Below are 26,124 nucleotides of genomic sequence, written 5' to 3'. Positions count from 1 at the left end.
TCTATAAACTCAAAATCATATCCTTATGTTTTGTAAAAACAAGTTGAAATATTGGCTCTTTTTAGCTTCTTTTTTTGTAGCCTTCGCCTGTGTAGAACAAACCAATTCTACCCAAGAAGAAAAAAAGCAAGTGCCTCAAAATCAAGAACTTAGTATCGTTTGCACCACAGGCATGATTGCTGATGCAGTGGAAAATATCGTAGGAAATACGGCTAAGGTGCAGACTTTGATGGGCGCAGGCATAGACCCACATCTATACAAGGCTACAACAGGCGACATAGCCTTGCTTTCAAGTTCGGATTTAATTGTCTATAATGGCTTACATTTGGAAGGAAAAATGTCTGAAACCTTAGAAAAATTGAAATCTGAAAAGCAAGTCTTAGCAGTGGCGGAAAGTCTTTTAGATACAAAAGGGAATGGGACAACAGTTTTACGGCAAGTAGGCGAGGCTACTTATGACCCCCATGTATGGATGTCGCTCCCTCTTTGGCAAGTCTGCCTGAAGAAACTCATCGAAGATTTAAGCCTTTGGAATCCAGAAAAAGCAACTTTATATCGAGAAAATGGCAAAAAATACCTAACTGCCATAGAAAATAGTCATCAAAAAATAGTGGCTACTTTTAATAAAATTCCAAAAGAACAAAGGGTTTTGATAACCTCGCACGACGCATTTTTCTATTTTGGCAAAACCTATGATTTGGAAGTGATGCCCATTATGGGAATTTCTACGGCTTCGGAGGCAGGCTTGGCAGACATTAACCGCTTAGTAAGCGAAATTTCTAAGCGAAAAATAAAAGCAATTTTTGTAGAAAGTTCTATATCAGATAAAGATGTAAAAAGTATTATAGAAGGTTGTAAAAAAACTGGACATAACTTAGCATTAGGGGGTGTGCTTTATGCTGATGCTATGGGAGAAAAATCCTCAAAATCAGGCACTTATCTTGGTATGATGGAAAGCAATGCCGAAACAATCGCAACAGCCTTGCAGTAGGAATTAAAACTTCTTACATAATATTTATTGCTTAGTCTTTTCTACTTTACTCTTATTCTTTTTCAAACTTTTTTCAAACTATGAAACGCATTTCTCAAAAAAATCCTTTTTCAAAAGCCACAACGCGCCTTGCTGCTACATTCGCGCTTCTATTGGTGCTTACCTGCGAACAGTGTTTTGCCCCCAAAGTGCCAGAAGGCAAGACGATTTTGGGCGTTTTGCCGCACCTTATTGTGGTGGAGCAGAAGCCCAAAGATGCTAAAAATTGGGATCCCGTCAATATGTTTTCCTACGACCACAAGCCTGATATTTACTATCAAGTTTGGGCAGGTAGCGAATTGTGTTTTCAAAGCGAACCGATAAAAGATGTTTTTCAAACTACTTTTGAAGTTCCCAAAGAACCTTTTATACCAAGCCAATATCAAGACCCTAATTTAACCTTTAAATTTTACGACCACGACAAAAAATTGGGCGTAAAAACAGGTTCGCTCTACAATGAAGATGACCTTATCGGCGAATACACCCTCAAACGCTCTGAATGGGAGGCGATGGCAGCAAAAGGCGATTCGCTTCGTTTTCAAAGTGTTTTAAAATTGACGGTAAAAAAACATACTTTCTAAGAAATAAGAGGGTTAAAAGTGAGGTCAAGTCTATACATTTTTACTTTGCTTTTAACTCTACTTTGTAGAATATTTTTTGATTTTAAAACATGTTTTCTTTATGATTTTGAAAATAAATCAGAATACATCAACTACTATACAAATTATTCTATAATATGCTGCAATTTTTTTACGAACAAGGAAAATACGAAGTTGGCGTAGATGAAGTAGGGCGCGGCTGTTTGGCGGGTTCGGTAGTGGCGGCGGCGGTGCTTTTTGCGCCAGATTTTGCGTATGAGCAACACAAAGAGGCGGCAGCGGTGCGCGATTCTAAAAAAATTCCTGCTCCCGAAAGGGTACAACTCGATACTTGGATACGAAAAGAAGCACTTGCCTTTGGCATTGGGGAGGCGACAGCCGCCGAAATAGACGCGCTTAATATTTTACAAGCCTCATTTTTAGCCATGCACAGGGCAATTGAAAAATTAGAAAATGAGTTAAAAATAAAATATAAGTTTGAAACAAAAAATATAGATTTACTTTTAATAGATGGAAATAGATTTAAGTCATACCAAAATTTGCCTCATCTTTGTGTAGTAAAGGGAGATGCACATTATTTTTCGATTGCAGCCGCTTCTATTTTGGCTAAAAATTATAGAGATTCCCAGATGCAAATTTTTGCAGAAAAATACCCACATTACGGTTGGGAAACGAATGTGGGCTATCCTACTGCGGCGCACAGAAAGGCAATTCAATGCTATGGCATTACAGACTTACATCGGAAAAGTTTTAATTTACTTAACAAAAAAAATCTTTTATTTTAAACTTTGAAATTTTACTATTTCCAAAAGCGAATTAAGAAAGTTTCTACCAGCAATAAAAACAAAGCTGCATAAATAAAATATCGCCAAAGTGGGAACGCTTCATTTTCTTTTCGATAATCGGCTGCAAAACTTTCAACGGCTGCATTTTCTAAAACTTTGATGAAGGGATAAGGCTCAAAAATTGCTTTAAGTTCTTCTACTGTATAATAACTTGTTTCGGATTCATTTTTACTATAATTAAAGGCAATGGCTGCTTTCTTGCGGTTGTCAGTGTCTTGTTGAGTAGAATCCTTGTTGTTTTCTACCCAATAAACGCCCGCAGGCAGCCCCATTTTAGGGACTTCAAGCCAAAGTTTTTGCCCGACAAGCCTTTGTGCAGGAATGATTTGTAGGCTTTTATCGCTTGCACTTTTAAGGCGAAAAATATCTTCTTTTTTCAAGCTATCTAAGGCTAATTCGGCATAAGTATCTGAAAATGAGTAAGCCAAACGATTTGTTTTGTTTTTGCTCGTGAGTGCCATGCGAAACATGACAGGTACGAAAAGGGCATGTTTGCCTAAATTGCTGAAACTATTTTCGAGCGGAGCTGCAAAGGAAAAAATAGTCCCCCCATTTTGTCGGTTGAATTGAGAAAGAAAAGGAAGTCCGTTGCGAAATTTAAGTAAATCTGTACCTGCATTTCGCCATTTGTAGGCAGGCGCAGCCTGTGGCAAGCTCATATCTGCCGATACTTTTTCAAATACGCCTTGAAAAAAAGGTAATTTCGGATTAGGCGTCTCCAATCCTACCCAAAGAGAAGGTAGCGTTTCGGCATTAGCGGTAGTGGTAGGCAGCCGCTCTAAATTTAGCCCAAAGGCGCGGTTGTAACTTTCCAACTCTATTTGTGGAGCAGGGAAAAAGGCAACACTTCCGCCTTTATTTAAAAAATCAAGTAAAAGGTTATTTAAAGCCACATCAATTTTTGAGATGCCTGCCAAAATTAGCAAGTCCGCTTTTTGTAATACTTCGTAGTCTATAAGTTCTTGGTTCATATTTTGAAAGGAAAAAAGAGGCACATCTTGATATACCTTTTCAAAATAGGAAGATAAGCTATTGGGATTTGCGGCTACATTTTTTTCGTCGGTCAGGGCTACCACTTTCACCAAAGGCGCAATTTCTAAGACAAAATGATAATCATTATCAAAAGTAATAGGATAATCTTCTATACTAATTTTGCCTGCCAATGCGCCATTTTTTTCGGGCAGGAAAGACAAAGAAAGGTCTGCGGTAGCTTCGGGCAAAATATCAATTTGGGCGGAGGCACTCTGTTTGCCGTCTATGAAAAGCGTAAGGTTCTGTTTTTCAAGTGCTTGTGCGGAGGTATTTCGCAAACGAACCCAAAGGACATTGTTCTGTCCCATCTGTACAAAAGGCGTTTCGAGCCAAATGGAGTCTATAAAAACGTTTTTATTTTCAGTGGGCGTAAGGGGCAAAACAAAATATTGCGAACCCGTATCTAAATGATTTATCCAACTTTCTACCTTATCAAGACTTTGGTGTTGGCTTTTTTGAAAGTCTGAAATCCAGAAAATTCGCGCCTTTTTGCCTGCGGCTTCTTGCAAAAGAGCCTGCTTTTGGCGAGCGGCAAGCGTAGAAAGGTCGGTTTGGGTGGGTGAAAAGTCTAATACACTCACCTTTTCTTTCAATTTTTCGGCTTCATAAAAATCAAAACGGCTGCCCTGCAAACTATTGTCTAAAAGTTGGAAGCGCGTTTGGGCAGGGAAAAGTTCGGCAATCTGATTGGCATAAGCTAAGGCAATATCTAAATTTCTTTTGTTATCAATTTCATTTTCTAAGCTAAAAGAATTATCTATATACAAACTAACCAAATTGCTATAAAGATTTTCTTGGGTCTGTTCGTTTTTAGGCAGGATAGGCTGGGCAAAGGCAAGCACCAACGCAACTATAAAAAGCGTGCGTGCAGTCAAGACCAAAAGGTGTTTGAGGCGATTGCGCGAAGTTGCCGTTTGGGTTGCTTCTTTTAAAAATTGTACTTGGCTGAAAAAGACTTTTTTAGGTCTTTGAAAGTTGAAAAAATGGATAATAATAGGAATTAGAGCCAATAACAAAGCCCATAAAAAGGCGGGGTTGGTGAAAATCATAGCTTCAAGTTGAGAATGAGGGTAGGAAAGCAGAGAGATTTGACGCTTTTGCAGATGCGTTTCGCGTTGGTATTGGTTTTTCAAACGGAAAGCCTACAAAAATAACAACTTTTTGGCAAATTGCAAAAGCCCTTGAAAATCATACTGGGTTTCGGGTGCGAAGGACAAACTTTGCCTCACCTTTGGCAAACTTTTTCAAACCTTTGTCTTTTTTTCTTATTTTTAGAGGATAAGACCGCCTTTTGTGCGATTGTCCCTTTGCAAAAAATTATCCTAACCCTTTTTTTGAGAACTAACTTTATGATTTACAAACTCTTAGGCAATACAGGTCTGCGCGTTTCCGAACTCTGTTTGGGTACGATGACCTTTGGAACAGACTGGAATACGGGTGCAGACAAGGCAGAGAGCCAAAAAATGTTCGAAAAATTTGTAGAAGCAGGTGGTAATTTCTTCGATACCGCAAATCGCTACACCGAAGGCACAAGTGAGCGTTTTTTGGGCGAATTTATCAAAGCCGACCGCGACCGCTATGTCATTGCCTCCAAATATACCCTTTACGACAAGCGCGATGATGTCAATGCCATGGGCAATCATCGCAAAAATTTGATGCGCTCCTTAGACCATACCCTCAAACGCTTGCAAACCGATTATTTAGACCTTCTTTGGGTACACATGTGGGACTTTACAACCCCCATCGAGGAAGTGATGCGCGGGCTTGATGATGTCGTTAGGTCGGGAAAAGTGCATTACATTGGCATTTCGGATACGCCTGCTTGGGTAGTGGCAAAGGCGAATACCTTAGCTGAGGGGCGTGGCTGGACGAAATTTTCTGCCTTGCAGATAGAGTGGAGTCTGATTGAACGCACCGTAGAGCGCGACTTGATTCCGATGGCAAAGCATTTTGGATTAGCCGTAACCCCTTGGTCGCCTTTGGGAGCGGGATTATTGACGGGAAAGTACAATGCAGGCATGCAGGGGCAGGGCAGACTTTCCGAAAAAAGCGTCAAATACACGCCGCACAACATTGAAATTGCCAAAAAGGTCAGTGAGGTGGCGCAAAAATTGGGCGCAACTTCGGCACAGGTAGCCTTAGCTTGGCTTCGTCAGCAAGGCGAAACGGTATTTCCTATCTTAGGCGCAAGGTCGGCAGCACAGCTCGAAGATGCTATGGGTTGTCTTTCAGTGGAAATTCCTGCTGATTTGATGAACGACTTGCATCAAGCAAGCCAAATAGACTTGGGCTTCCCTCATAAATTTTTAGAAACTCCGGGAGTGCAAGATGTTATCTTCGGCGATTTTAAAGAAACTTTGAAGCGTCAGAGGCGAAATTTCTAAAAATAACTGATTTAGATAAAAACAAAAAAACTAACAGTTTTTAAAGACTGTTAGTTTTTTTGCAATAAAAAATATTTTTTAGCCAAAAACTATTCTTTTGTAAAGAAACGCTCTGCGGTATTGCCATTGACTACTTCTACACTATAACGAGGGTCGTCGCGACGGAAAGCCTCTTCCAAATCAATTTCTATCGTGCGCTCGATAAGGGCTTCGCAGGCATCATTAGAACGGTGCAATACAATCAAAGACGTTTGAGGATTGCCACGACGCACTTCACCGTCCCAGAAAACCTCGAAATCGTGGTCGCCGCAGCCACCTGCATATTGTACCCTGACGCGCAAATCGTCGCCTCTTTTTTCATAGCCTAAAATTTTGAAAGGCGCACCTTTATCGTTTGTCTGTGGGGTTGTGTTGTGGAAATAGCGGACGCGATAATTTTTATCGTCGTTGTCGTCGCAACTGTTGTTATCATCATTACAGCCGTCATTACTGTCGCCACAATTTCGGTCGTCTTTACATTCTTTGTAGTCGTCATCTTCGCAATCGAATAAATCGTCGCAAGAAGTGAGCGAAAATGAAAGAACAAAAGCAAACATGAGGGCAAAAATCCAATTTGTTTTTTTCATAAGATTGAGAAAGATTAAGATTGAGGAATGATAAAAAAAAGTACAAGCCTTTTTGAAGTCTTTTCATAGTCAAGACGTGCTTTCTTGCTCCTACCCCTATGTGGCTTTTCTTTTTTTGCGCTTTTTTTCTAATTTTTTTTTGGATAACGCCTTTCAATAATTTTTATAGCGCGAAGCTCCAGCTTCGCCCGTAACTAATTCGTAATGTTACACTTTTTGAAAAACTCTCTTTTTGGTCTGAAAATCCTTTTTTATTTCAATCTCACAGCGGACAAGGCAGTGCCTTGTCCCTACAAAAGAAGGCTTTTTTTCAAACTTTACCTATCTTTGCTTTACCTATCTTTCTCTATCTTTGTAGGGCTTAGAAAGTATGATTTGTAAGCCTTTGTTTTTTCGTTTTCTTCTCAAAAAATACCGCATGCGCAAATTTTTAGCCACAACCGATTACGCCGTAGAGTCTTTTGCTATGGCAGAAATACAAACCGCTATTGAAAAAAATGCTTTCCAAATACAAAAATTGGGGCGTTTTCAAAATTGGCAACAACGCCTTTATTTTGAAACAGATGCACCCCTAACGCTGCTCTTGGCTTTGCGCAGTATTCACAGTTTGATAGAATTGAAGGGCATTTTTAAATTAGAAACCCCAACTTTGGAAGCCTTTGTTGCAGCCTTAGAAAGTGTAGAAGTGCCTGAAATGCAACAAGTTAGTTCTTTTCGTGCTACCTGTGAAAGGTATGGCAATCATGATTTTACTTCCGTAGAAATGCAAAGATGGGCAGGCGGAGTCTGGATTAGAAAATACCAAAAAAGTGTAGATTTAGAAGGTTATGACATTAACCTTAGAGCCGATTTGATAGGCAAAGATGTTTTTGTCGGGATTCAACACAACCGCACCGACCTTGCCTTGCGTCCGCACCTGCAACGCGCCTTTCATCATAGAGCAGCCCTCAAACATAGTTTGGCTTATTTACTACTTTCTTTGGCAGAGCCACAAAAGGGACAGACGATTTTAGATGCAACCTGCGGCGGCGGCACAATTTTAATGGAAGGTTATGATGCCTTTAACCAAAAATTGGGCTACGACATTACCTTTTTAGGTTGTGAATTGATTGCCGATTTTGCACAAAAGGCGCGAGAAAATATGCAGGCAAATAATTTTCCGATTGAAATTATAGAAGGTGATGCCAAAGAATTGAACCAATATTTTGCGCCAAACCAAATTGATAGCATTGTCTCGAATTTGCCTTATGGCGTAGTTTCGGGAAAAGAAAGCCAAATGCGCGGACTTTACGACCGTTTCCTAACTTCGGCGCACGACATTTTGAAAGACAAGGGTAAAATTGTCGTCCTGACCATGCGAGCTGCCATTATGCGCGAAACGCTATTCCGCCTGCGCCTCTATAAAATTAGTCAGGAGCTTATTACTGAAAGTGGCGGCTTGCTTTTGCATATTTTTGTATTAGAAAAAATATAAAAAGTATAAAAAAATGAATCGCATTGCACAATTACTGTCTTTTTTGGAAAAGGAGCCACAAGATGCCTTCCTGCACTACGGACTTGCGCTCGAATACGTCAAGGAAAAACAGACCCAAGCCGCCCGAAAAGAATTTGAATGGCTACTAACGCAAAAGGCGGATTACCTGCCTACTTATTATCAGGCGGCGGCTTTTTTTTCCGCTTTGGGCGAAATAAAAACTGCCCAAGCGGTCTATCTAAAAGGCATAGAAATTGCACAAACAAAACAAGATGCCTTTGCTTTGCGCGAATTAAAGGCGGCGTATGAAAGTTTTGAAATGGAATTTTTGTAACAAAATCAAAGCCCCTCCCTTTGGGGGAGGGGTTTGGGGTGGGGTGCATTTAAGGCTTTTATCGTTGTAGCAACGCCCAAAAACGGCGACACAAACGAAAGTTTGTAAAAAACACTAAATTTGTATGGACACTAAACTTCTTCACTATGAATTGCAAAATATCCTTCTCGGAAAGAGCGAAGTTAGCTATGGAAAACCTATCCAAGCAGTCGCCAATTACCTTAGAACAAGCACGCCAACAAGTTCAATGGCTCAAAGAGATGAGCCGAACAAAGCAGAAGAAACAGAGAGATTGATAGAATATATCAATCAAAATCATTTATGGAATTGTAATATTGATTTTGACTTATTTTTATCGGAAGGAGCAGAGCAAAAAGTTTTTATACAACAATCTAACAAAGTTTTAAAGTTAAACGACTCTATTTATTATGCTTATTGGTTAGACTATTTTTATAGCCTATTGCTTAATAACTATTTTTTTCCTGATACCTCTTATGAATTATTAGGCTTCTACAAAACTCCTGATAATTTACTATATGCCGTAGTTGAGCAAAATTATATAGTGGCTACAACACCAACAGATTTACATCAAGTAAAAGACTTTTTATTAAATAATGGATTTGTAAATACACGAAATTGCGACTATTATCACCCCTATTTGGGTATTATTTTAGAAGACTTACACGACGAGAATGTGTTAACTGCAAACGACATGCTTTATTTTATAGATACTGTTTTTTATGTTAAATCTGAAATATTTTGGAAATAAAGTTTGTACAGCTTATATTACTTATTTTCAAAGACTTTTACCTACAAAACACAACTTAATTGCCCTTATTTGTCTAATGGGCTAATCTGGGTCTAATTTATTTCGTACTGAACCCTCACCCTGCCCTCCCCTCATAGGGGAGGGTTCGAAAACCAAATCATTTTTTTTGCATTTATGCAAAAAAAATGATACCCTATCAAAGCCCCTCCCTTTGGGGGAGGGGTTTGGTGTGGGGTGCATTTATGGCTTTTATCGTTGTAGCAACGTCCAAAAACGGCGACACAGACGAAAGTTTTTTTATCAAGATTGCGTTATTTTCCTGACGTAACGCGCCCTTTTTCGTCCCAAGTGCGCAATAAGTAGGGCTTGAAATTGCTCTCAAAAGGCTCTTTGGCGTGTTGCCACTCTTCTTTGCGCACCCCTTTTTGGTCTTTCTTTTTGCAGTCGTAATAAGTTAGCCACCTGCCTACTTTATCGCCTTGCTGATACCGCCCTACCGTTTCTACTGCGCCGCTGGGGTAGAAAGAAATAGAGTAGCCATGTGGCACGCCATTGACAATCGGCACGATTTCTTTAAGTTGTTTGTGCGATTTATCGTAATAAATAAAATACGATTCGGCAGGATGTCCTCTATAATAATTTTGCTGCTGGGTCAGAACGCCGCTATTGTGGTAGTTTTCCCATTTGCCATCTTTGGTAGAAAGATAATAATAGCCTTTTTCTACCGTCGTGCCGTTTTCTTTGCGCTCATAAAGTCCGTGCAGGATAAGCCTTTCTTCGGCATTGGCAGGAAGCTGATAGTCGCTATCTATTTTGCCTTTCTTGACATCATAGTAAAAATAATTTTCTACGTGCTGCGGAATGTTATTCGCTTCTTTAAGGTAGTAAAACGTTTCGGTAATTTCTTTTCGCCCTTTTTGGTATTTTCTAAAAAACTTTTTGGTGTGCAAGCCTGCATAAAAATTCTTCGCCTCTTTATTTTTTTTGTTTTTGTTTGATTTTTTATTCAAACTAAAAGAAACCATTGCGTCGCTGGGCTGACTTTCCTGCTGCTGTGAAGTGCCATTTTTAAGGTTGTCGAGCTGATTTTGTAAGCCTCCTACAATAGGAATCTGACGGCGATTTTTGTCTTTGCCCAATAAAATAACAGGTTTGGTGTCTGTGGTGAGCTGCACCTCATTTTCCTTTTTTTCTTGCGCCAAAAGCATAGAAAAAGAAGCCGTAGAAAAAAAGGCAAGAGAAAGCACAAAAGTAGAGAGCTGCATTTTGTTCATCATGAAATTCATTATTTTTTTAAACCAAACTTTACACAAAATAGGGACAAGAAATTGCCTTGCCCCTGCCTTGCCTTTATTTTTCAACATCTTTTACCAAGCGAAACCCTATGAGGCTCGAACCGAAACCTTCGGGCGAATAGTAGCGATTGGCGGTACGCAAGTTGGCTGCATTGCCAAACCAACTGCCTCCTCTGATAACGCGGTTGATGCCCGTTTTCGCGCCCTGCGGATTGGTCTGATTTTCAGGCGTATAGCTACCATAAAAATCTTGACACCATTCCCATACATTGCCGCTCATGTCGTAAATGCCGAGTTCGTTGGGCTTTTTTAGTCCGCGTGGCTGTGCGGTATTAGCAGAATTGCTATCAAACCACCCAACAAGTTGCGGATAAGGCGCACCTGCATAGAGATAATTGGCACTCTTTGCGCCCCCACGTGCAGCATACTCCCATTCGGCTTCGGTAGGCAGGCGTTTGCCCACATGTAAGGCGTATGCCTCTGCATCTTTCCAAGAAACATTTACCATAGGGTAGTCGTCTTTCCAACCCCAAGCTGGCTCTCTTTCGGGCATGGCTCTGCCTGTGGCTTCACAAAAGCTGCGATATTCTGCCACACTGACCTCGTACTTATCTATCCAAAAATCATCAAGGGTAACGGTATGGATAGGCATTTCGTTGGGGTATTTGGTGCTTCCCATGTCGAAAATGCCTCCTTTTACAAAGACCATCGAGGTAGTATCTTGTCCCACTAAAAGGGTAGGAACAGATAAAAAAGCACAGAGCCAAGCGGCAAATGCGTAAGATAAATAAGGCTGCGTATGCCCTTTTTTCGATAAAAAAGCAAGCCTTGTAAGTTTTGATGCAAAAAAGAAAAATCTATGTTTCATATCGGTAGGAAAAAAGCAATCGTGATATAAAAAGCGCGATAAGTAGGGTGCTTATCTTTGCAAAAAACGAATTATACCGAATATAGCAAATAAGAGTCCATGCTTTTCAAATCAAAGCAGGGCGTTCTTTTTTTTCGCTCTTTTTCGCAAAGATAGGAAAAACCCCCGTTTGAAGCAATTTCTTTATACCCAAAGGCTTTAAAACTTACATCTGCCAACTTTTAAAGGCGCGGCTTCCAAGCCGTTTCTATCGCTTCGGTATCTTGTGCCAATTTGCGCGAAAGCATAAAAAGATAGTCGGAAAGGCGATTGAGGTACTGCACAATAAGAGAGCTAACATTCTGCTCTGCTTCTTCCAAATCTATGACCCTGCGCTCGGCTCGCCTGCAAACGGTTCGCGCTATGTGGGCAAAGGATACACTCTGATGACCACCCGGTAGGACAAAATTGCGCATCGGGGGCAGGGCAGAATCTAATTCGTCGATGGCATCTTCGAGGTACAAAATATCACTTTCTACAAGCGCAGGCAGGGCAACGGCAGTAGGGCGTTCTGGGTCGGCAGCCAAAAGCGAACCGATAGTAAAGAGGCGGTCTTGTATCTCCAAAAGTATGCTTTTATAGGGCGAACAAACGGCTTGGTCGCGCAATAGCCCTATGTACGAATTTAGTTCATCTACCGTACCATAAGCCTCGATGCGGATATGATTTTTAGCGACGCGCCTGCCGCTTACTAAGGCGGTAGTGCCTTTATCGCCTGTTTTGGTGTAAATTTTCATGATTTAGGTCTGGTGGGTTAGGTCTGATTTTTTGTTTTTATTGTTGTTTTTTGTTATTTCTTTGTTGCTATTTTTTGCGCCCTTATTGCCGTTTTCTTATGCGTACATAAGCGGGCGAAAGTTTGGCATATTTGCAATAAGGCGGCAATTTGAGCTGCACTTTGAGCGTAGAATCTTTGCGATTTAGCGTCTGCCAATCTACAAAGGGTTTGATAAGCGAATCGGGAATTTGTAAGCCTTGTTGCTCATAAGAAAGCCAATAGGTGAGCAATATCAAACTATCCTGCAAGACCAAAGAAGAGGTATTTTTGCCCTCCTTGTTCAAATAGGGGAAATTTTCCACTTCCAAAGGCAGCGTATGGCTTTGCAAAAAATGCTTATCTACTTTCAAATCTATTTCTACCTGCTTGATACCGCTTTCCACAAAGGCAGGCAGGGCAGGCAGCGAAACAAAGTCTTTGATGTTTTCATCTATATTTTCTTCCTCCCATTCTACCCAAAGCGTATCGCTTAGGGTCTTCAAAATCGAGGCTGCCCCTTTGAGCTTGATTTTGGGCGGCGAAACCTGCGGCTGACTTTGCAGTTTGTAGTCTTGCGCCAATTTCAATTTTTGTGTATCAAGCAAAACCCAGACGTGTTTTTCTTCTAAGGTGTCGTATTTGAAAAAGATGGTATCCTTCTGAATTTGTCGAATTTTGATGTCTTTGAGCAAAATGTTGAGTTCGGGAAGCAGGGCTTTGGCGGTGATGTGTGAAATTTTGGTAGGGTCAGAAATATTGATGTTGATAGAACTATTGCCCAATTTCAACACTTTTTGAAGCAACTGCCAACCTGTGCCACTAATTTCTATCGGGATAGAATTAGGGGGCGGCTCTAAGGCGACGACATCTTGGCGTTCATGTTTGATGTGCAGGGGGAAATTGATGAGCGTAACGTAGTTGCTTTTGTTTAGGGCGTTGAATGTCCAGATAAGGGTCGCGATGATGACGCAAATCGTGAGCAACGTCCAATCCCAACCTTTGAACTGCCGCGCAATAAGGGTCAGGAGTTTCCAAAAAAATCGCCGCCGCGAGGGTTTCTTTCGCTGGGGCTTCGGATTCGAGCTTGTGTTTGAAGTCATCACGACAAAGATAGAATTTTTGCGCCATATCTTCAATAACCTTTGTGAATAATTTGAAAAGTCCTACTTTCGCCCTGAACCCCCACCCTGCCCTCCCCCCATAGGGGAGGGTTCGAAAACCAAATCATTTTTTTGCATTTATGCAAAAAAAAAATGATACCCTATCAAAGCCCCTCCCTTTGGGGCAGTGATGTTAAATTCTAAAAATCAGGTGCAAATGTAGGGACAAGGCATGCCTTGTCCGCAGTGAGATTGAAATAATAAAGGGCTTTCAGACCCAAAAATAGGGGTCAGTCCAAATTTTATTTCGTGTCAAATTTGAAAAAACAAGTTTTTTTTACAGAACTTAACATTACTGGGGTTTGGGGTGGGGTGCATTTAAGGCTTTTATCGTTGTAATAACGCCCTTTTTGCCGCCACTGTTGAAAAGTTATTCAAAAAAGCCTTTGGATTTTCGTTTTCTTCTCTTTACATTTGAAGCAACAAAGCGGCAGAGCCTCTGCCAAAGGTGAAAAGTAGGCAAAAGCCAAATTTTATTTGCACAGACCACAGTCTATGCCACAAGACTTATTCATAAATTCTATCTATTATCGTATGAAAGCTAAAAATATTATCGTTTTAGGGGGCGGCGAAAGTGGCGTAGGTGCAGCTTTGCTTGCCAAACAGAAAGGCTATCAAGTCTTGCTTTCCGAAGGGGGCGAAATTAAGGCGCAATATCGAAAGGTGCTGCTCGACTATGGCATTTTGTTCGAAGAAGGCGGACACTCGGAAGAAAATATCTTAGCCGCCGATGAAGTCATTAAAAGCCCCGGTATTCCCGAAAAAGTGCCGATTATACAGAAATTGCGCACTGCCCAAATACCCATTATTTCCGAAATAGAATTTGCAAGCCGCTTTACCAATGCCAAAATTATCGCCATTACAGGCACAAATGGCAAGACCACAACGACGCTCCTTACGCACCATCTACTCAAAACCGCAGGCTTGCGCGTGGCTTTGGCAGGAAATGTAGGAAATAGTTTTGCAAAAGAAGTTTTTTTAGAATCCGAACAAGAAAAAAACGAGGAAAAAGAATACGATTACTATGTCTTAGAAGTGAGTAGCTTCCAACTCGATGACATTGCCGACTTCAAACCCCATATCGCCGTCATTACCAACATCACCCCCGACCATTTAGACCGCTATCTTTACGACATGGATTTGTATGCGGCTTCAAAATTGCGTATTTTCGAAAACCAAACCGCAGAAGATTATTTTGTCTATGATGCGGAATGTGAATTTTTAGACCAAAAAATAAAACAGAAAATAGCGCAAACAGCCATCAATCCGCAAATCCTGCCGATAAAAGTGGTAGAAAATAGAAAACAGTTTCTTTCTTTGCAAGATAAAATAAGAATTGCGACACCACAACAACCTATCCTCGACCTGCCATTGGCTGATTTGCCTCTCAAAGGCTTGCACAATCAGCTAAATATGTCTATTGCTGCCACGATTGCGCAGCTTTTGGAAATTCCACCCCAAGCGATAGCCGAAGGATTGGCAACTTTTGTCAATGCGCCTCACCGTTTGGAAGTGGTGCGCCACTTGGAAGGCGTTACCTATGTCAATGACTCGAAGGCGACCAACGTAGATTCGGTCTTTTACGCGCTACCTGCCTTCGAAAAAAACTTAGTTTGGATAGTGGGAGGGGTAGATAAAGGCAATGATTACAATTTGATTTCTGATTTGATAGAAAAATATGTCCGCTTAGTGATTTGTTTGGGAAAAGACAATACAAAAATTGTAACTTTTATGGAAAAAAACTTTCCAGACAAAACCCTCTTTCAAACTTTTTCTATGGAAGAAGCCGTCCGAGTGGCACATAAGCAGGCGAAGGCGGGGGAAATGGTCTTGCTTTCCCCTGCCTGTGCAAGTTTCGACCTTTTTAAAAACTACGAAGATAGAGGCGAGCAGTTTAAAAAATACGTCAATCGTTTAGGTATATAATTCAAACCTATAAGGTCTTGAAGACCTTATAGGTTTTTTTGACTTTTTTACTACAAATATTTTTTCAAAACCGCCTGCTTTTCCGCCGCCGAATTTTGGATAATTCCCTCATTTTTAGCGATTTGACTTTCCAAAATCTCAATTTCGGAAACTAATTGCGCTTGAATTTCTAAGGGCGGAACGGGGATTTTGTAATTTTCATAAAAAGAGGCAGGAACTCGTCTGTGTCCGCTTGAACCTGTAAAATTTTGTTCTGCTTCTTTCCTTACCAATTCTCTATTTAAAAAAGCAAAAAGAAACTGATTGTTGATATTTTTTTTTACTCTAAAAACGTGAAATTCAGAACTTCCCATAGCCAAACCATTTGTTAAACCTTTTGCTAAGGCACATTTGCCGTTTTCCATACAAGGTGTAATTTTGGCAATAATGATGTCATTTTCAGCAAAATATGTGTAACTTCCTTTTTTCAAATCCTTTAAAGGTTTATCTATTTTATTTGCAATAAAACCCTCATCACTTACAGAAGCCATTTCAATAAAAGAAACTAAAATATTTTCATCAACATTCTTAATTTCTGATTTTGAAGGATTGATAAAAGCAATTTCTGAAATTTTCTTTTCGGGATATTTTCCGAAAGTTTCTAAAACCAAATTTTCAATCTCCCCCTTCGCCTTTTCCACTTCATTTTTAGCGGCTTCGGTGGCTTGGTCTATTGCCTCACATTCCAACACGATTTTTTCTTGAACGGATAGAGGAGGAAGGGGGATTTTTGCCGTTTGTAAATATTTGAAATGTCTTTCGTACTTATCCGAGTTCGCAATTTCCACTAATTGAACAAGATAAAAAAAGCACTTAGGAATAAATTGTTTGGTATCAACTTTTAATAATTGTGTTCCGTCTGCACCACGCAAAAAAGGAAAATCAATATACTTGAAAGTACAACTATGGTCGCCAAAAACAGTCAAAGGCAAGTCTGTAATCGGATTTTCAACATCTGTATATCCCGAAATAACTTTGTCTTTTTCTTGTGTAACAACAGGGTATTTTCCAATTTCTTTGATTTCATTATCGGGTACTTTTGCAATACTTCCTTCTATCTTTTGTAAAATATTTTCAATTCTTACCAAATCCCACTTACTTTCTATATCAATTTTTTTCTTAAGCGTAAGCGAAAAGGCTTTGTTAAAATCTTTTCTTGAAAAGTCTAAAAGGTCGGTGAGTTTGGCGTAGCTTACCCAAGTCATAAGGTTTTCAGAAACCTGATAGTTTTTTTCGGTATCCAAAAAGTTTTGCGCAATCCAATGGCTTATTTTGTTTGGGTCGTTTCGGTCTTTTGGGTTGAAAAGTGGCGTTTGGTGCGTTCCTGTGGCATCAGTGTTGTATTTTAGCCCTTCGCTTCCTTTTGCATTCGACCATTCATAGCCCAAGAACTGTTTTTGTTCTTTGTTGTCTGTGGGACTTTTGACAATCAAAACCTTTTGCGGATTGTGATAGGCAAGCATAAAATAGTACAATTTATCTTGTTCTATTTGTCTGATTTTTTCTAAAAGTTTTTTGTCGAGTTCGGTTTGTTGTTCTTTCGGAGAAAGTTTTTTAAAGCTATTTTTCTTTTTCAGATTTAGCACTTCGGTACTTTTCTCAAAATCGGCTTTGTACTCTTTGAAAATATCATATTCCCAAAGCGATTTATCCAATTTTTCCGTCAGAATAAGTTGATAGGTTTCAAAAGGTACTTCTATATGTTTGCAATAATATTTGACTATATCAATATCCAAATACGCTCCTCCGCCTGTTTTGAGTTCGTCTTCCCAATTCTCAAAAAAATCTAAAACCCTATTTTCAAACTGCTCTGCTTGTTCGGGTTTTTGTGCTTTCCTACGCAAAAATAAAACTACCGTATTGGTGCCTGTTTTGCTAAAAGTATTACTACCCAGCTCTACAATACTTACAAAATCAAAGTATTTCAACAAGATTTCACGAGTAGCGACATGCGTTTGGTCGGAATTGGAAAGCACCGAACTTGGGACAATAATCCCCGCTACGCCTTTGGGGGCAAGCAGTTGTTTGGCACGCTCCAAAAAGAAACACTGAATATTTTTGTTTCCCAAATCGGAAACGGTCTGCAAAAGGCTATACTTTTCGCGTTGTTCTTCGGGCAGGGTTTCCAAAAAGTCTTCTACTGCAAAAGGCGGATTAGCGACCAAAATATCAAAACTTTGTTCCTTGATTTGGGGCAGTTCGTCTAAGGCATCATGGGCAAAAACATTGATTTCGCCTTGTCCGTACATATACGCCGAAATTTTGGCTACTTTGGAAAGGCGGCTTTCTTTTTCTATTCCAAAAATATTTCTATAAAAATTGCTTGGCTCTGTTTCTTTGTATTTTTCGATAAAAGGCTTGGTTTGTGCCGCTATTTCGGTTAGAAAGTGTCCCGAACCACAAGCGTAATCAATGGCTTTGGGCATTTCGGGGTGCTTTTCTACGACCTCTTCCAGCGGCAGAGCCATACAAATAAACCTTGTGATGGGAATAGGCGTAAAAAATTGTCCTTCGGATTGTTTGATACCATTGTCGAGGAAATATTCAAACATATCGCCCAAGAATTGATTTTGTGTTGTGGTTTTGAGTCGTAAATCTTGCCAGAGTTCGGCAATTTCTATCAAAATTCGGATATTTTTATCGAAAAGTTTTTTATTATAGACATCTATAAAAGCAAAATCGTTGTTCGTAAAAAATTTGAGCTGCCTAAAATAATCTTTGATTTGCTTTTTGGTAGCGTTCCTTTTTTGCTTTATCGCCCAAAAAGCACTTTCAATTTCGTCGTTGCTGATATAGGTAATTTCTTCGCCCAAGTATTTTTCCATGCCATACTTGTAAAGCCCCTGCAAACGGTCTATAAAATCGAAATAATTATCGTAAGCAATGCCTTTCCAATAAAATTTGAGTTCCTGTGGGTTTTGGGTTTCATCTACAATTTTGCACAAAAAAAGATTAACAAGCACATCAAAGGCATTTTCACGCCCCGAAACGTTGTGTTTTCGTAAAATGGTTCTAAACTTATGATATTTGCCTTCTTCTTTGGTAGAAACGTCTTTTTCAGTTACGTTTTGCAAATCTTCAATCGTGTACTTGTTTTTCCCAATTTGGTAGGCAGGAATGTTGTCCTCAAAAATTCCTTTGGTTGTTTTTTCTAATTGATAAGTTTCTTTCCACACCTTAAAACGTTGTTTGAGGTCTTTTGCCTTTTCAAAAGAAAGTAAATCTTTGTTTTCCTCTAAAATTTTGGGGTTGTCTTTATGTGAAATAATGTAGTGTGAAAGGCTTATTTCATCTGTTTTTTCATCAAAGTCCGAAGCATAAAGGCACAAAAATTCGGTATCAGGAATTTGTTGGGCATACGTAAAGAGCTGTCCGCCGTCTTGCAGCATATATTTCCATGCCTTATTAAATTCGTTTCCTGCCGTTTTGCACTCTATCAGTAGCAAGGGTTTTCCTTCTTGATTTTTGACCAAAATATCGGCACGCCCTCCGCTTGCACCATGCCCAAGTTTCCATTTGGGTTCGAGTTCGATGTGTTGGGGCAAATAACCTTTTTCTAATAGCCTATGCACACACTCAAAGACGACAAAATTTTCGGCAGAGGAAAAATTACAAGTCTGCCTTTCGTTGATAATCATTCCCAAAAATTCAGGATAAATGAGTTCTTTTTTTGAAAAATCGACTTTGAGAAACACATCAGAACCCGCAAATTTTTTGATAAAAATGTTCTTATTTTCTTCAAAACCAAGTAAGGTCAGGAGCGGCTTGAAATTTTGTTCGGTTATCATATTGGTTATATTCGGGAATAAATAGATTGTAGGGGCATAGACCGTTTGGGCAGCCTCTTGCCTCGAGAGCAAAATTAAGTTGGATTCTTTTGTTATGCAAATATATTTTCGCACTCAACTTCTTAACTCCTACAACACAAAGTGTCCAGCTTCTCATTTGCTCCCAACAAAACTGGACACTTTGGTCTTCAAAACCTTATAATTTTTTTAGATTTTTTAACTAAAAATGCTCCCATTCTATAAAAACAGGGACAAGAAAGTCGCTCGTTATCGAAAAAGTAGCAGGAATTTCGAAGGCTATCTTGCCCTCTTTAAAGTCTATTTCCTGATGCGTAAGCGGTTTTGCTCTTAGATTCGTTAGGATTTTATTGGAAAAAGGCAGGTGAGCAGGTAGCTTTTCGATACGATTTAATAGTTCCTCGATGGGGTAGGGCTTTGCGCTAAAAATTAGACAGAGATAATCCTTTCCCTTTGTCGCATCTAAGGTTAGATAGCCTCCTGTTTGTGGCAGGGCAAACTTTTGATGTGTTTTTAGTGGTATTTCGGTATCCTTTCCCATCTCTATTTCCATTAGGTTTGGATACAAAACCTGGACGCGCTGGTGGCTTTTGTCGCCATACAAAACATAGAGATACGCCGCCTTACTGCCCTCTACCGCTATCTGAAATTGTGTTCCCGAAGCATAGCCTTGCAGGGCTTGGTAGGTAGGATAGCGAAATTTGAAAGACATCTCGCCGCCCTTTGAAAGAGGCAACTCTACCTTTGCGGCAAAAAGTGGCTTCGGTTTTAGCTCGCTAATATCGCCAATAATTTCATAAGCAAACTTAAAATAAAGGGCAAAATCGTGATAAGTAACCCAAGTAAAACCCCTGTTTCCCCAATTTTCACCCCAACTGTTCATAATTTCAAATGCACCCCCCAAATACGCATCATCATACCCTACAATGCAGACCGCATGCCCTTCTCTGACCGTTTCGGGGCTTTCGGTAGGCAACCATTGGTTTCGCGCCATATAAAGCGAAGGCGGCGCAAGCAAACCGCCCACAACGGGATTCCCCTCGGCAATACTCTGCTTGACGGCTTGCACACGCGCCTCCTCGTTGTCCTGCCTGCTCCAAAGGCGTGCATAGCTTTTGATGGTATATTTTTGCGCTTCCTGATAGACGCGCTCGGAAATGTAATTGCCACAATCGGTAGGGAAATGACTAAGGGGGGCTACGCCATTGATGCGCATTTTATCGAGTGCGTCCATCAAATAAATGCCCTGCTGACAATTATCGTCTTCGGCTTTTTTTGCAATCTGATACAAAAAACCCGGTGAAAAGGCTATCTTATTGATTTCTGCCGTTTGGCGCAGTCCCAACTTTTTAGCCTCGATGATAGTCCGCGCTGCATAAGCCGAAGTCCAGCCAACACAAGTGCCAAAATTCGCCTGATTGCCTACCTTAGGCGCAAATACTTTGAGCGAAGCCGCGCTGGGCAGTCCGCGCGTACCTACATAACCTTCGCCATTGAGGGAATAAGAAAGATAGGGCTTTTTTAGTGGTACTTGCTCAAAAGTGGCTTCTTCGGCTTCTAAAAGTAGCCCTCCGCCTTTTGAGGCAGGATTTTGACCCTTCGCCTGCTCTAAAAGGCTACAAAGCAAAAGAAGAAGTAGGAAAGAGGTGAAAGGCGGCATTAGGTCTTTTTTTTCTATAAAAAGTGAAAAAAAACGACTTCTTGATGTTCTTAGGTGCATATTGCGATAGGAATTTTATTAGTTTTGAGGCAAATTAGCTCTTATTCGTTCCTGAAAAGGTGGTCTTTTGCTTCGAAAACGCAAAAAAAACAGACAAATTCTTTCCTTTCGTCTGAATTTGGGTTTAAATTGCAGCACAAACTTAGCCTTGTAAGAGAACCGCTATTTTTTGCCGTTCTAAGTTACGCTTTGTAGGCAAAAATGTTTATCTTGCTTGCTTCTTATCCTAAACCTTTTTTCACTCCCCTTTTCTACCCTTCTATTTCGCATATAAACCTATTCTACCGATGACAAAATCAAGTTTCCGCGCTTTTTCCGCTGCCTGCCTTGCCCTTTGTTTGCTTCTGACCCTTACCCATTGTACCAATACAAAAGAGGAGGCACTCAAAGCCTCACGCGAAATTATCCTCGAACAAGACAAAGAAATAGAAGCCAAAAAGAAAAGAATTGACACCTTAGAACAAGCCATTCGCGCCATCAGCCAAGCTCGCGACAACGCCTCAGCGCAGGCAGATACCCTGCACGACTACCAGAGCGAACTCAAAAGCAAAGCCACCGAATTAGAACAAACCATTAAAGAGTATCAAAGTTTATTGGCTAAAAAAGAAAACGAATTTAGGGAGTATCGCAATTTGGCTCTCGAAGAGAAAAAAGTAGCCGAAATCAGAGAAGAAAAGAAAAAACTCCTCGCCGACAATGAGTTTATGGTCAATAAAATCAAACAACTCAAACAAATGAAGGAAATAAACGAAGTCATGAACGGACTAACCGACATCATCGAGAAAATTCCTCCCTTCAATAAGTTTGACTGCTATTATCGCGATAAAAAAGACCTGCTCAAAAACACCAGCCAAAAGGAAGGATATAGCCCCAAATTGTTGCTCATGGAAGAAGGCGGCATCTATCCGATACAAGACATAGGCGAAGTTTTGGTAGATTTAGACCTTAATTTTTTCAAATTGAAGGGAAATCCTACACAAGCCAATATTACCCTCTGTTTATACGAGCAAGGCAAAGATGTGCCACTATACTGTCAAGATGAAATCTTTGAGAGCGAGCGCAAGCGCATTGTTTGGAAACAGTCGGTAGAAAAAACCTTTCAGGCACAATCTTATTATTTCCAAGTACGCTACGGCGACCAAATCCTGACCGAACCTTATCGCTTTTCTGTGAAAAAGTAAGATTTAAAATAAAGGATAAAATCGTTTTTACTCAAAACTAATATGACCGTATTCCTACTAAAACACAGCCGTTTGTCCTCTCTTGTGAAAGGGATAATGGTTGTGTTTGTGTTTTTATTTGGTTTTTACATAAAACCGATAAAAGCACAAGAAGAAAAGCCACAGTATCAAATTGTAGCACATTTTACCAAAGAAAACAGCCCGCTTCCAAACGACTTTGTCCAAGATTTAGTCCTGACTCCACAAGGGCAAGTATGGATTGCGACAAATGAAGGCTTGGGTCTGATGGATACGCAAGGCAAAACCCTGACAGATGCCGCCCTTGCTGCCTTACATCTGCCTACCGATTCGGTGCAACTTTTTTTTAGCAGGGTACTAAAAAAGGGGATTCGCAGCTTATTTTGGGACGACGAAAGCCAATCGCTTTGGCTTGGCACTTATCAAAATGGTTTAATTCAGAAAAAGGAACAGTATTTTTACGCCTATACCCAAAATTTTGAAGAACAACCCCCCATTATTACTATCGCTTTGGAAAGGCACAAGCAAAAAGTTTTTGTCTGGTTTGGCACAGAAGAAAAAGGGCTTTTTTGTGTAGAAATAAAAGACCAAGATTTGAAGCAGGCGCAAGCCCTGCCCCCACCTTTCCAAATTCTAAGACATCCGAACCAAAAAATTAAGCGCGTCTTTCAAATTTTGAAGCCTAATCACAATACAAATGAAAAATGGATTGCGACAGAAAAAGGGCTTTTCACCTACGACGGCAAAAAGTGGAAAATGGTCAGTCCGCATCTAACCCATGCCCTCTACTTTGACGAATTTGAGGAATGGGGCAGCGACTATCCTAAAAAAGGAAAAATTCCTGCCACGCTCTACCTAAGCCAGACCGAAAATCAGCAGCCTGTTTTTTATCAAAATCAGGAAAAGGAAACTTCAAAAGATTTGCACCTGCAATTTCGCCAGATGCTTATTGATGAGCAGGGAACACTTTGGGGAGCGTCGTCCTTTGGCTTACTTTTCCGAATAGCGGCTAAAAAAGAAGGGGCAAGCAAGTGGCAAAAATCGCCGCTATTGCCTACTTTGCCTATTTCGGTGCTGCGGCGCGACAAGGCAGGCAGAATTTGGGTAGGCACAATGGGGCAGGGAATTTTTGTCCTCGAAAATATAGACAAATCGGATAAAACAAAGGTAGAAAATGTAGCAGATAGCCTGCAAAATCCGCTCACTACTAAAACCTTTGTCATCGAAGGGCAGTCTATCAAAGTAGGTGAAATATTGGATTTGAAGGTGCAATTTCAACGTGCCAGTGCCGAATTAAGCGATTTTGGCTCTTTGGAAGCCTTGCTCAATTTGATGCGTCAGAATCCTACCTTAGAAATAGAACTTTCTGGACATACCGACAATGTAGGCGACGAACAAATCAATTTGCAACTTTCAAAGGATAGAGCCGATTCCGTCAAGGAATTTCTTATCTTGCATGGCATAGAAGAAAGGCGCATCAAGACAAAAGGCTATGGCAGCCAAAGACCCTTGAATGCAAATCTGACCGAAAAAATGCGCAGAGAAAATAGGCGCGTAGAGCTAAAAATTGTGGCGGAATAGTGGGGCGAAATAATTTTGTTATCACCAAATCGTTCTTGTCTTTTGTTATATTTTATCTTTGAAAATGAAAACTTCCTATCTAAAACTTATCATCTTACTTTTGGGTATCACCTCTTTGGGTTTGCTTGGCGTGCAATTTTATTGGCTCACCGAAATTCGTGATGCTGCACAGGAGCGATTTGGGCAAGAAGTCAGGCAGGTGCTAAGTCGTGTCGTTATGCTCTTGGAAAGGCAGGAAGCGGTTATTATCTCAAAAGAATTGCTCGAAAAGCAGAACGATATGCAGATGCTCGGCAAGCCACAAGGAGAAAATACGACCGATAGTCTAAGCCGCGACTCGCTTCAAGGCGATAGTACAAAATTTTTGCTGAATATAGAATTGGTCTATGCAGATGGAAATTTTCAAGTCTATCCGAAGTCTTTAAGTCCTGCCTACAATGCCACACAAATAGAAGGGGCAAATCCTGCGGTGCGCCACTTCAAACAATATCAGCGCAAACTCGATTTTATCAATGCCGTTTTGCAGCGCGTCAATGAATCGGAGCAACCCATAGAAAATCGCGTATCTTATACCATCATAAATTCCCTTTTGCAAAAAGAATTAAAGCAAAAAAACCTAAACTTAAAATATGAATTTGCGCTGGTAGATAATCAAACTCAACAGGTCTTTTATGCCTCCTCCACTTCGCCCCAATTCAAATGGGACACAACCCCTTGGAAAGTGCGCCTTTTTCCCAACGATTTGCGTATCCACGAAAATTATTTGTACGTTATCTTTCCCGAAGAAAAGAGTTATGTAACGGCAGATTTGATTTCGGCTATGTTTACGGGCGGTGTTTTTGTGCTAATTATGGTCGCTTGTTTTGGGGTCGTGATTTGGACAGTCTTTCAACAGAAGCGAAATTCGGAGGTAGTCAATGATTTTATTAGCAATATGACGCATGAATTTAAAACGCCAATTTCTACCATTCGTTTGGTTTGCGATATGCTCAAAGAGCCACTTGTGCGCCAAAATGAGGAAAAATACAAACATTACCTTTCTATGGCAGAATCGGAAAACAAGCGGCTCGAAACGCAGGTACAGCGCGTGTTGGATATGGCAAAATTAGACAAGAAAGAGTACAAGCTAAAAATTACGACGATAGATGTGCATGAGCTTATCGAGGGCATTGTAGATAGCATGCAAATTCAGATAGCACAGCGCAACGGTTTTATCGCCTCCTACCTCGATGCCGAACAGCCACTAATAGAAGCCGATGCCGTTCATTTGCGAAGCATGCTCATGACCCTGCTGGATAACGCCAACAAATATTCGCCCACTGCGCCCGACATCGCTATCCAAACACAAAATATAAAAAACGGCATAGAGATTCGCATTAGCGACAAAGGACAAGGCATTGCTAAAAAGCATTTGGTACGCATTTTCGAAAAATTTTATCGCGTGCCGACAGGAAACTTACACGACGTAAAGGGCTTTGGCTTGGGCTTGGCTTATGTCAAAATGATGGCAGCCGCTCACCATGGCACTGTTTCGGCGGAAAGTGAAGGCGAAGGAAAGGGTAGTACCTTTGTCCTATTTTTGCCCTATCAAATGGAAAAAGATTGATTTATGTTGCAAATGTAGGGACAAGGCACTGTGTTGTCCTAAGTGAGATTGAAATAAAAAAAGGCGTTGTTACAACGATAAAAGCCTTAAATACACCCCACCCCAAACCCCTCCCCCAAAGGGAGGGGCTTTGATTCGGCATCATTTTTTTATGCGAGCATAAAAAAATGATTCGGTTTTCGAACCCTCCCCTATGGGGGGAGGGCAGGGTGGGGGTTCAGCAGGTTTGCGCGAAGCACAAAACTCCGTTTTTTGACATTCTGACTCTTGTAACAACCCCATAAAAAAGGGGTTCAGACCCAAAAAGCAGTTTTTTTAAAAAACTTAACATTACTAAGTAGTTACGCGCGAAGCTGGAGCTTCGCGCTACAAAAAGAGATTAAAGCGGAATATATAGCACTTTTTTGCTTTCGAAAAATTCCTCCTCAAAAAAATCCGCAATTTCTATCAGACGGATATGATGTTTGAAATCCGCTAACTCCTCTTTCAAATCGCCGCCTTTTAGGTATAAAATGCCATTTTTCATTTCGCCTTCTTCCAACTGGGCTTTTCGTCTGATGAGCTTTCTTACCCAATGAAAAAACACTTTTATATCCGTAACGCCACGTCCCAACACAAAATCATAGTAATTTTGGGGCAGGGTTTCCCCCCTTTTTTGTTCGGCAACTACATTTTTCAGACCCAAAGCAGCAGCAACTTCCTGTACCACTTTTATCTTCTTTCCAATAGAATCTACCAAATGAAAAGAGGCTTCGGGAAAAAGAATGGCTAAGGGAATACCGGGGAAGCCGCCCCCTGTTCCTACGTCTAAAAGGCGGTCATTTGGCTCGAAAGATGCTACTTTTCCTATGGCTAAGGCGTGTAAGACGTGCCTTTCATAGAGATTTTCGATGTCTTTGCGTGAAATGACATTGATTTTTTCATTCCATTCGGTATAAAGCGGCAGGAGTGCCTCAAATTGCGAAATTTGAGTATCAGAAAGCTGGGGAAAGTATTTTTTTATGAGTTCCATCGTGTATAAAAAACCGTTTGTAT

General features: G+C 40.5%; 20 protein-coding genes. 11 read left to right on the top strand and 9 right to left on the bottom strand.

Annotated elements, in window-relative coordinates; translation table 11 throughout:
• Positions 1-25 precede the first annotated feature (25 nt).
• From G500_RS0106565 to G500_RS0106555, 3 genes are all read left to right on the top strand, one after another.
• On the top strand, positions 26-991 hold the full coding sequence (locus G500_RS0106565; RefSeq protein ID WP_035756484.1) for a metal ABC transporter solute-binding protein, Zn/Mn family: 966 nt from the start codon (positions 26-28) through the stop codon (positions 989-991).
• Between the two features lie 80 nt (positions 992-1,071).
• Positions 1,072-1,611: a hypothetical protein gene (locus G500_RS0106560; protein ID WP_027001999.1), complete on the top strand. Its 540-nt coding sequence runs from the start codon at positions 1,072-1,074 to the stop codon at positions 1,609-1,611.
• 155 nt (positions 1,612-1,766) lie between these two features.
• Positions 1,767-2,414, top strand: a complete 648-nt coding sequence (locus G500_RS0106555; protein WP_027001998.1) for a ribonuclease HII — start codon at positions 1,767-1,769, stop codon at positions 2,412-2,414.
• Between the two features lie 14 nt (positions 2,415-2,428).
• Here the strand turns inward: G500_RS0106555 and G500_RS0106550 are convergent, their stop codons facing one another.
• Positions 2,429-4,639: a BatA domain-containing protein gene (locus tag G500_RS0106550; RefSeq protein ID WP_027001997.1), complete on the bottom strand. Its 2,211-nt coding sequence runs from the start codon at positions 4,637-4,639 to the stop codon at positions 2,429-2,431.
• A 216-nt stretch (positions 4,640-4,855) separates the two neighbouring features.
• Here G500_RS0106550 and G500_RS0106545 point away from each other — a divergent pair, with 216 nt between their 5' ends.
• On the top strand, positions 4,856-5,890 hold the full coding sequence (locus G500_RS0106545) for an aldo/keto reductase (RefSeq protein WP_027001996.1): 1,035 nt from the start codon (positions 4,856-4,858) through the stop codon (positions 5,888-5,890).
• Between the two features lie 89 nt (positions 5,891-5,979).
• Here the strand turns inward: G500_RS0106545 and G500_RS0106540 are convergent, their stop codons facing one another.
• Complete coding sequence (locus G500_RS0106540) at positions 5,980-6,516, bottom strand: hypothetical protein (protein ID WP_027001995.1); 537 nt, start codon at positions 6,514-6,516, stop codon at positions 5,980-5,982.
• A gap of 418 nt (positions 6,517-6,934) precedes the next feature.
• Here G500_RS0106540 and G500_RS0106525 point away from each other — a divergent pair, with 418 nt between their 5' ends.
• The 3 genes from G500_RS0106525 (at position 6,935) to G500_RS0106515 (ending at position 9,093) form a co-directional block, all read left to right on the top strand.
• Positions 6,935-7,990 carry a THUMP domain-containing class I SAM-dependent methyltransferase gene (locus G500_RS0106525; protein ID WP_161626093.1) on the top strand — a complete coding sequence of 352 codons (1,056 nt, stop codon included), beginning with the start codon at positions 6,935-6,937 and terminating at the stop codon, positions 7,988-7,990.
• 13 nt (positions 7,991-8,003) lie between these two features.
• Positions 8,004-8,324, top strand: a complete 321-nt coding sequence (locus G500_RS0106520; protein WP_027001993.1) for a tetratricopeptide repeat protein — start codon at positions 8,004-8,006, stop codon at positions 8,322-8,324.
• A gap of 124 nt (positions 8,325-8,448) precedes the next feature.
• Positions 8,449-9,093, top strand: coding sequence for a putative polyvalent protein kinase domain-containing protein (locus G500_RS0106515; protein ID WP_035756482.1), 645 nt, complete (start codon positions 8,449-8,451; stop codon positions 9,091-9,093).
• 311 nt (positions 9,094-9,404) lie between these two features.
• Here G500_RS0106515 and G500_RS0106505 read toward each other — a convergent pair whose 3' ends face one another.
• The 4 genes from G500_RS0106505 to G500_RS0106485 all read right to left on the bottom strand — a co-directional run bounded on the left by G500_RS0106505 (position 9,405) and on the right by G500_RS0106485 (position 13,152).
• Positions 9,405-10,370: a toxin-antitoxin system YwqK family antitoxin gene (locus G500_RS0106505; RefSeq protein ID WP_154657051.1), complete on the bottom strand. Its 966-nt coding sequence runs from the start codon at positions 10,368-10,370 to the stop codon at positions 9,405-9,407.
• 73 nt (positions 10,371-10,443) lie between these two features.
• A complete protein-coding gene (locus tag G500_RS22585; RefSeq protein WP_051203338.1) occupies positions 10,444-11,256 on the bottom strand; it encodes a formylglycine-generating enzyme family protein in 813 nt (270 codons plus the stop codon).
• A gap of 221 nt (positions 11,257-11,477) precedes the next feature.
• Entirely contained in the window at positions 11,478-12,032 is a 555-nt protein-coding gene (locus tag G500_RS0106490) for a cob(I)yrinic acid a,c-diamide adenosyltransferase (RefSeq protein WP_027001990.1), read from the bottom strand.
• Positions 12,033-12,114: 82 nt separating this feature from the next.
• The gene (locus tag G500_RS0106485; RefSeq protein WP_154657050.1) at positions 12,115-13,152 is read right to left on the bottom strand and encodes a YbbR-like domain-containing protein; all 1,038 of its coding nucleotides are present in this window, start codon (positions 13,150-13,152) and stop codon (positions 12,115-12,117) included.
• 594 nt (positions 13,153-13,746) lie between these two features.
• On the opposite strand from G500_RS0106485, the gene murD reads away from it, so the two are divergent.
• Positions 13,747-15,138, top strand: a complete 1,392-nt coding sequence (murD, locus tag G500_RS0106475) for a UDP-N-acetylmuramoyl-L-alanine--D-glutamate ligase (protein WP_027001988.1) — start codon at positions 13,747-13,749, stop codon at positions 15,136-15,138.
• Positions 15,139-15,188: 50 nt separating this feature from the next.
• On the opposite strand, the gene G500_RS0106470 is transcribed toward murD, so the two are convergent.
• Positions 15,189-19,037 carry an N-6 DNA methylase gene (locus G500_RS0106470; RefSeq protein ID WP_051203337.1) on the bottom strand — a complete coding sequence of 1,283 codons (3,849 nt, stop codon included), beginning with the start codon at positions 19,035-19,037 and terminating at the stop codon, positions 15,189-15,191.
• Between the two features lie 148 nt (positions 19,038-19,185).
• Positions 19,186-20,703 carry a C1 family peptidase gene (locus G500_RS24865; RefSeq protein WP_051203336.1) on the bottom strand — a complete coding sequence of 506 codons (1,518 nt, stop codon included), beginning with the start codon at positions 20,701-20,703 and terminating at the stop codon, positions 19,186-19,188.
• 287 nt (positions 20,704-20,990) lie between these two features.
• Between G500_RS24865 and G500_RS0106450 the strand changes: the two genes are divergently transcribed.
• The 3 genes from G500_RS0106450 (at position 20,991) to G500_RS22570 (ending at position 25,089) form a co-directional block, all read left to right on the top strand.
• On the top strand, positions 20,991-21,884 hold the full coding sequence (locus G500_RS0106450) for a coiled-coil domain-containing protein (protein WP_027001985.1): 894 nt from the start codon (positions 20,991-20,993) through the stop codon (positions 21,882-21,884).
• Between the two features lie 42 nt (positions 21,885-21,926).
• The gene (locus G500_RS24860) at positions 21,927-23,483 is read left to right on the top strand and encodes an OmpA family protein (protein WP_086047836.1); all 1,557 of its coding nucleotides are present in this window, start codon (positions 21,927-21,929) and stop codon (positions 23,481-23,483) included.
• Positions 23,484-23,547: 64 nt separating this feature from the next.
• Positions 23,548-25,089 (top strand): sensor histidine kinase, encoded by a 1,542-nt coding sequence (locus tag G500_RS22570; protein ID WP_051203335.1) that lies wholly within the window; start codon positions 23,548-23,550, stop codon positions 25,087-25,089.
• 379 nt (positions 25,090-25,468) lie between these two features.
• Here G500_RS22570 and rsmG read toward each other — a convergent pair whose 3' ends face one another.
• Positions 25,469-26,101, bottom strand: coding sequence for a 16S rRNA (guanine(527)-N(7))-methyltransferase RsmG (rsmG, locus tag G500_RS0106430; RefSeq protein WP_027001983.1), 633 nt, complete (start codon positions 26,099-26,101; stop codon positions 25,469-25,471).
• Positions 26,102-26,124: the final 23 nt, after the last annotated feature.

It is taken from the genome of Hugenholtzia roseola DSM 9546 (assembly GCF_000422585.1).
GTDB lineage: Bacteria > Bacteroidota > Bacteroidia > Cytophagales > Bernardetiaceae > Hugenholtzia > Hugenholtzia roseola.
This window is presented reverse-complemented; position numbering and strand designations above follow the sequence as displayed.

Coding starts and splice junctions, on each gene's coding strand:
- G500_RS0106565 (WP_035756484.1), top strand. CDS start 26: ATGTTTTGTAAAAACAAGTTGAAATATTGGCTCTTTTTAGCTTCTTTT.
- G500_RS0106560 (WP_027001999.1), top strand. CDS start 1,072: ATGAAACGCATTTCTCAAAAAAATCCTTTTTCAAAAGCCACAACGCGC.
- G500_RS0106555 (WP_027001998.1), top strand. CDS start 1,767: ATGCTGCAATTTTTTTACGAACAAGGAAAATACGAAGTTGGCGTAGAT.
- G500_RS0106545 (WP_027001996.1), top strand. CDS start 4,856: ATGATTTACAAACTCTTAGGCAATACAGGTCTGCGCGTTTCCGAACTC.
- G500_RS0106540 (WP_027001995.1), bottom strand. CDS start 6,516: ATGAAAAAAACAAATTGGATTTTTGCCCTCATGTTTGCTTTTGTTCTT.
- G500_RS0106525 (WP_161626093.1), top strand. CDS start 6,935: ATGCGCAAATTTTTAGCCACAACCGATTACGCCGTAGAGTCTTTTGCT.
- G500_RS0106520 (WP_027001993.1), top strand. CDS start 8,004: ATGAATCGCATTGCACAATTACTGTCTTTTTTGGAAAAGGAGCCACAA.
- G500_RS0106515 (WP_035756482.1), top strand. CDS start 8,449: ATGGACACTAAACTTCTTCACTATGAATTGCAAAATATCCTTCTCGGA.
- G500_RS0106505 (WP_154657051.1), bottom strand. CDS start 10,370: ATGATGAACAAAATGCAGCTCTCTACTTTTGTGCTTTCTCTTGCCTTT.
- G500_RS22585 (WP_051203338.1), bottom strand. CDS start 11,256: ATGAAACATAGATTTTTCTTTTTTGCATCAAAACTTACAAGGCTTGCT.
- G500_RS0106490 (WP_027001990.1), bottom strand. CDS start 12,032: ATGAAAATTTACACCAAAACAGGCGATAAAGGCACTACCGCCTTAGTA.
- G500_RS0106485 (WP_154657050.1), bottom strand. CDS start 13,152: ATGACTTCAAACACAAGCTCGAATCCGAAGCCCCAGCGAAAGAAACCC.
- murD (WP_027001988.1), top strand. CDS start 13,747: ATGAAAGCTAAAAATATTATCGTTTTAGGGGGCGGCGAAAGTGGCGTA.
- G500_RS24865 (WP_051203336.1), bottom strand. CDS start 20,703: ATGCACCTAAGAACATCAAGAAGTCGTTTTTTTTCACTTTTTATAGAA.
- G500_RS0106450 (WP_027001985.1), top strand. CDS start 20,991: ATGACAAAATCAAGTTTCCGCGCTTTTTCCGCTGCCTGCCTTGCCCTT.
- G500_RS24860 (WP_086047836.1), top strand. CDS start 21,927: ATGACCGTATTCCTACTAAAACACAGCCGTTTGTCCTCTCTTGTGAAA.
- G500_RS22570 (WP_051203335.1), top strand. CDS start 23,548: ATGAAAACTTCCTATCTAAAACTTATCATCTTACTTTTGGGTATCACC.
- rsmG (WP_027001983.1), bottom strand. CDS start 26,101: ATGGAACTCATAAAAAAATACTTTCCCCAGCTTTCTGATACTCAAATT.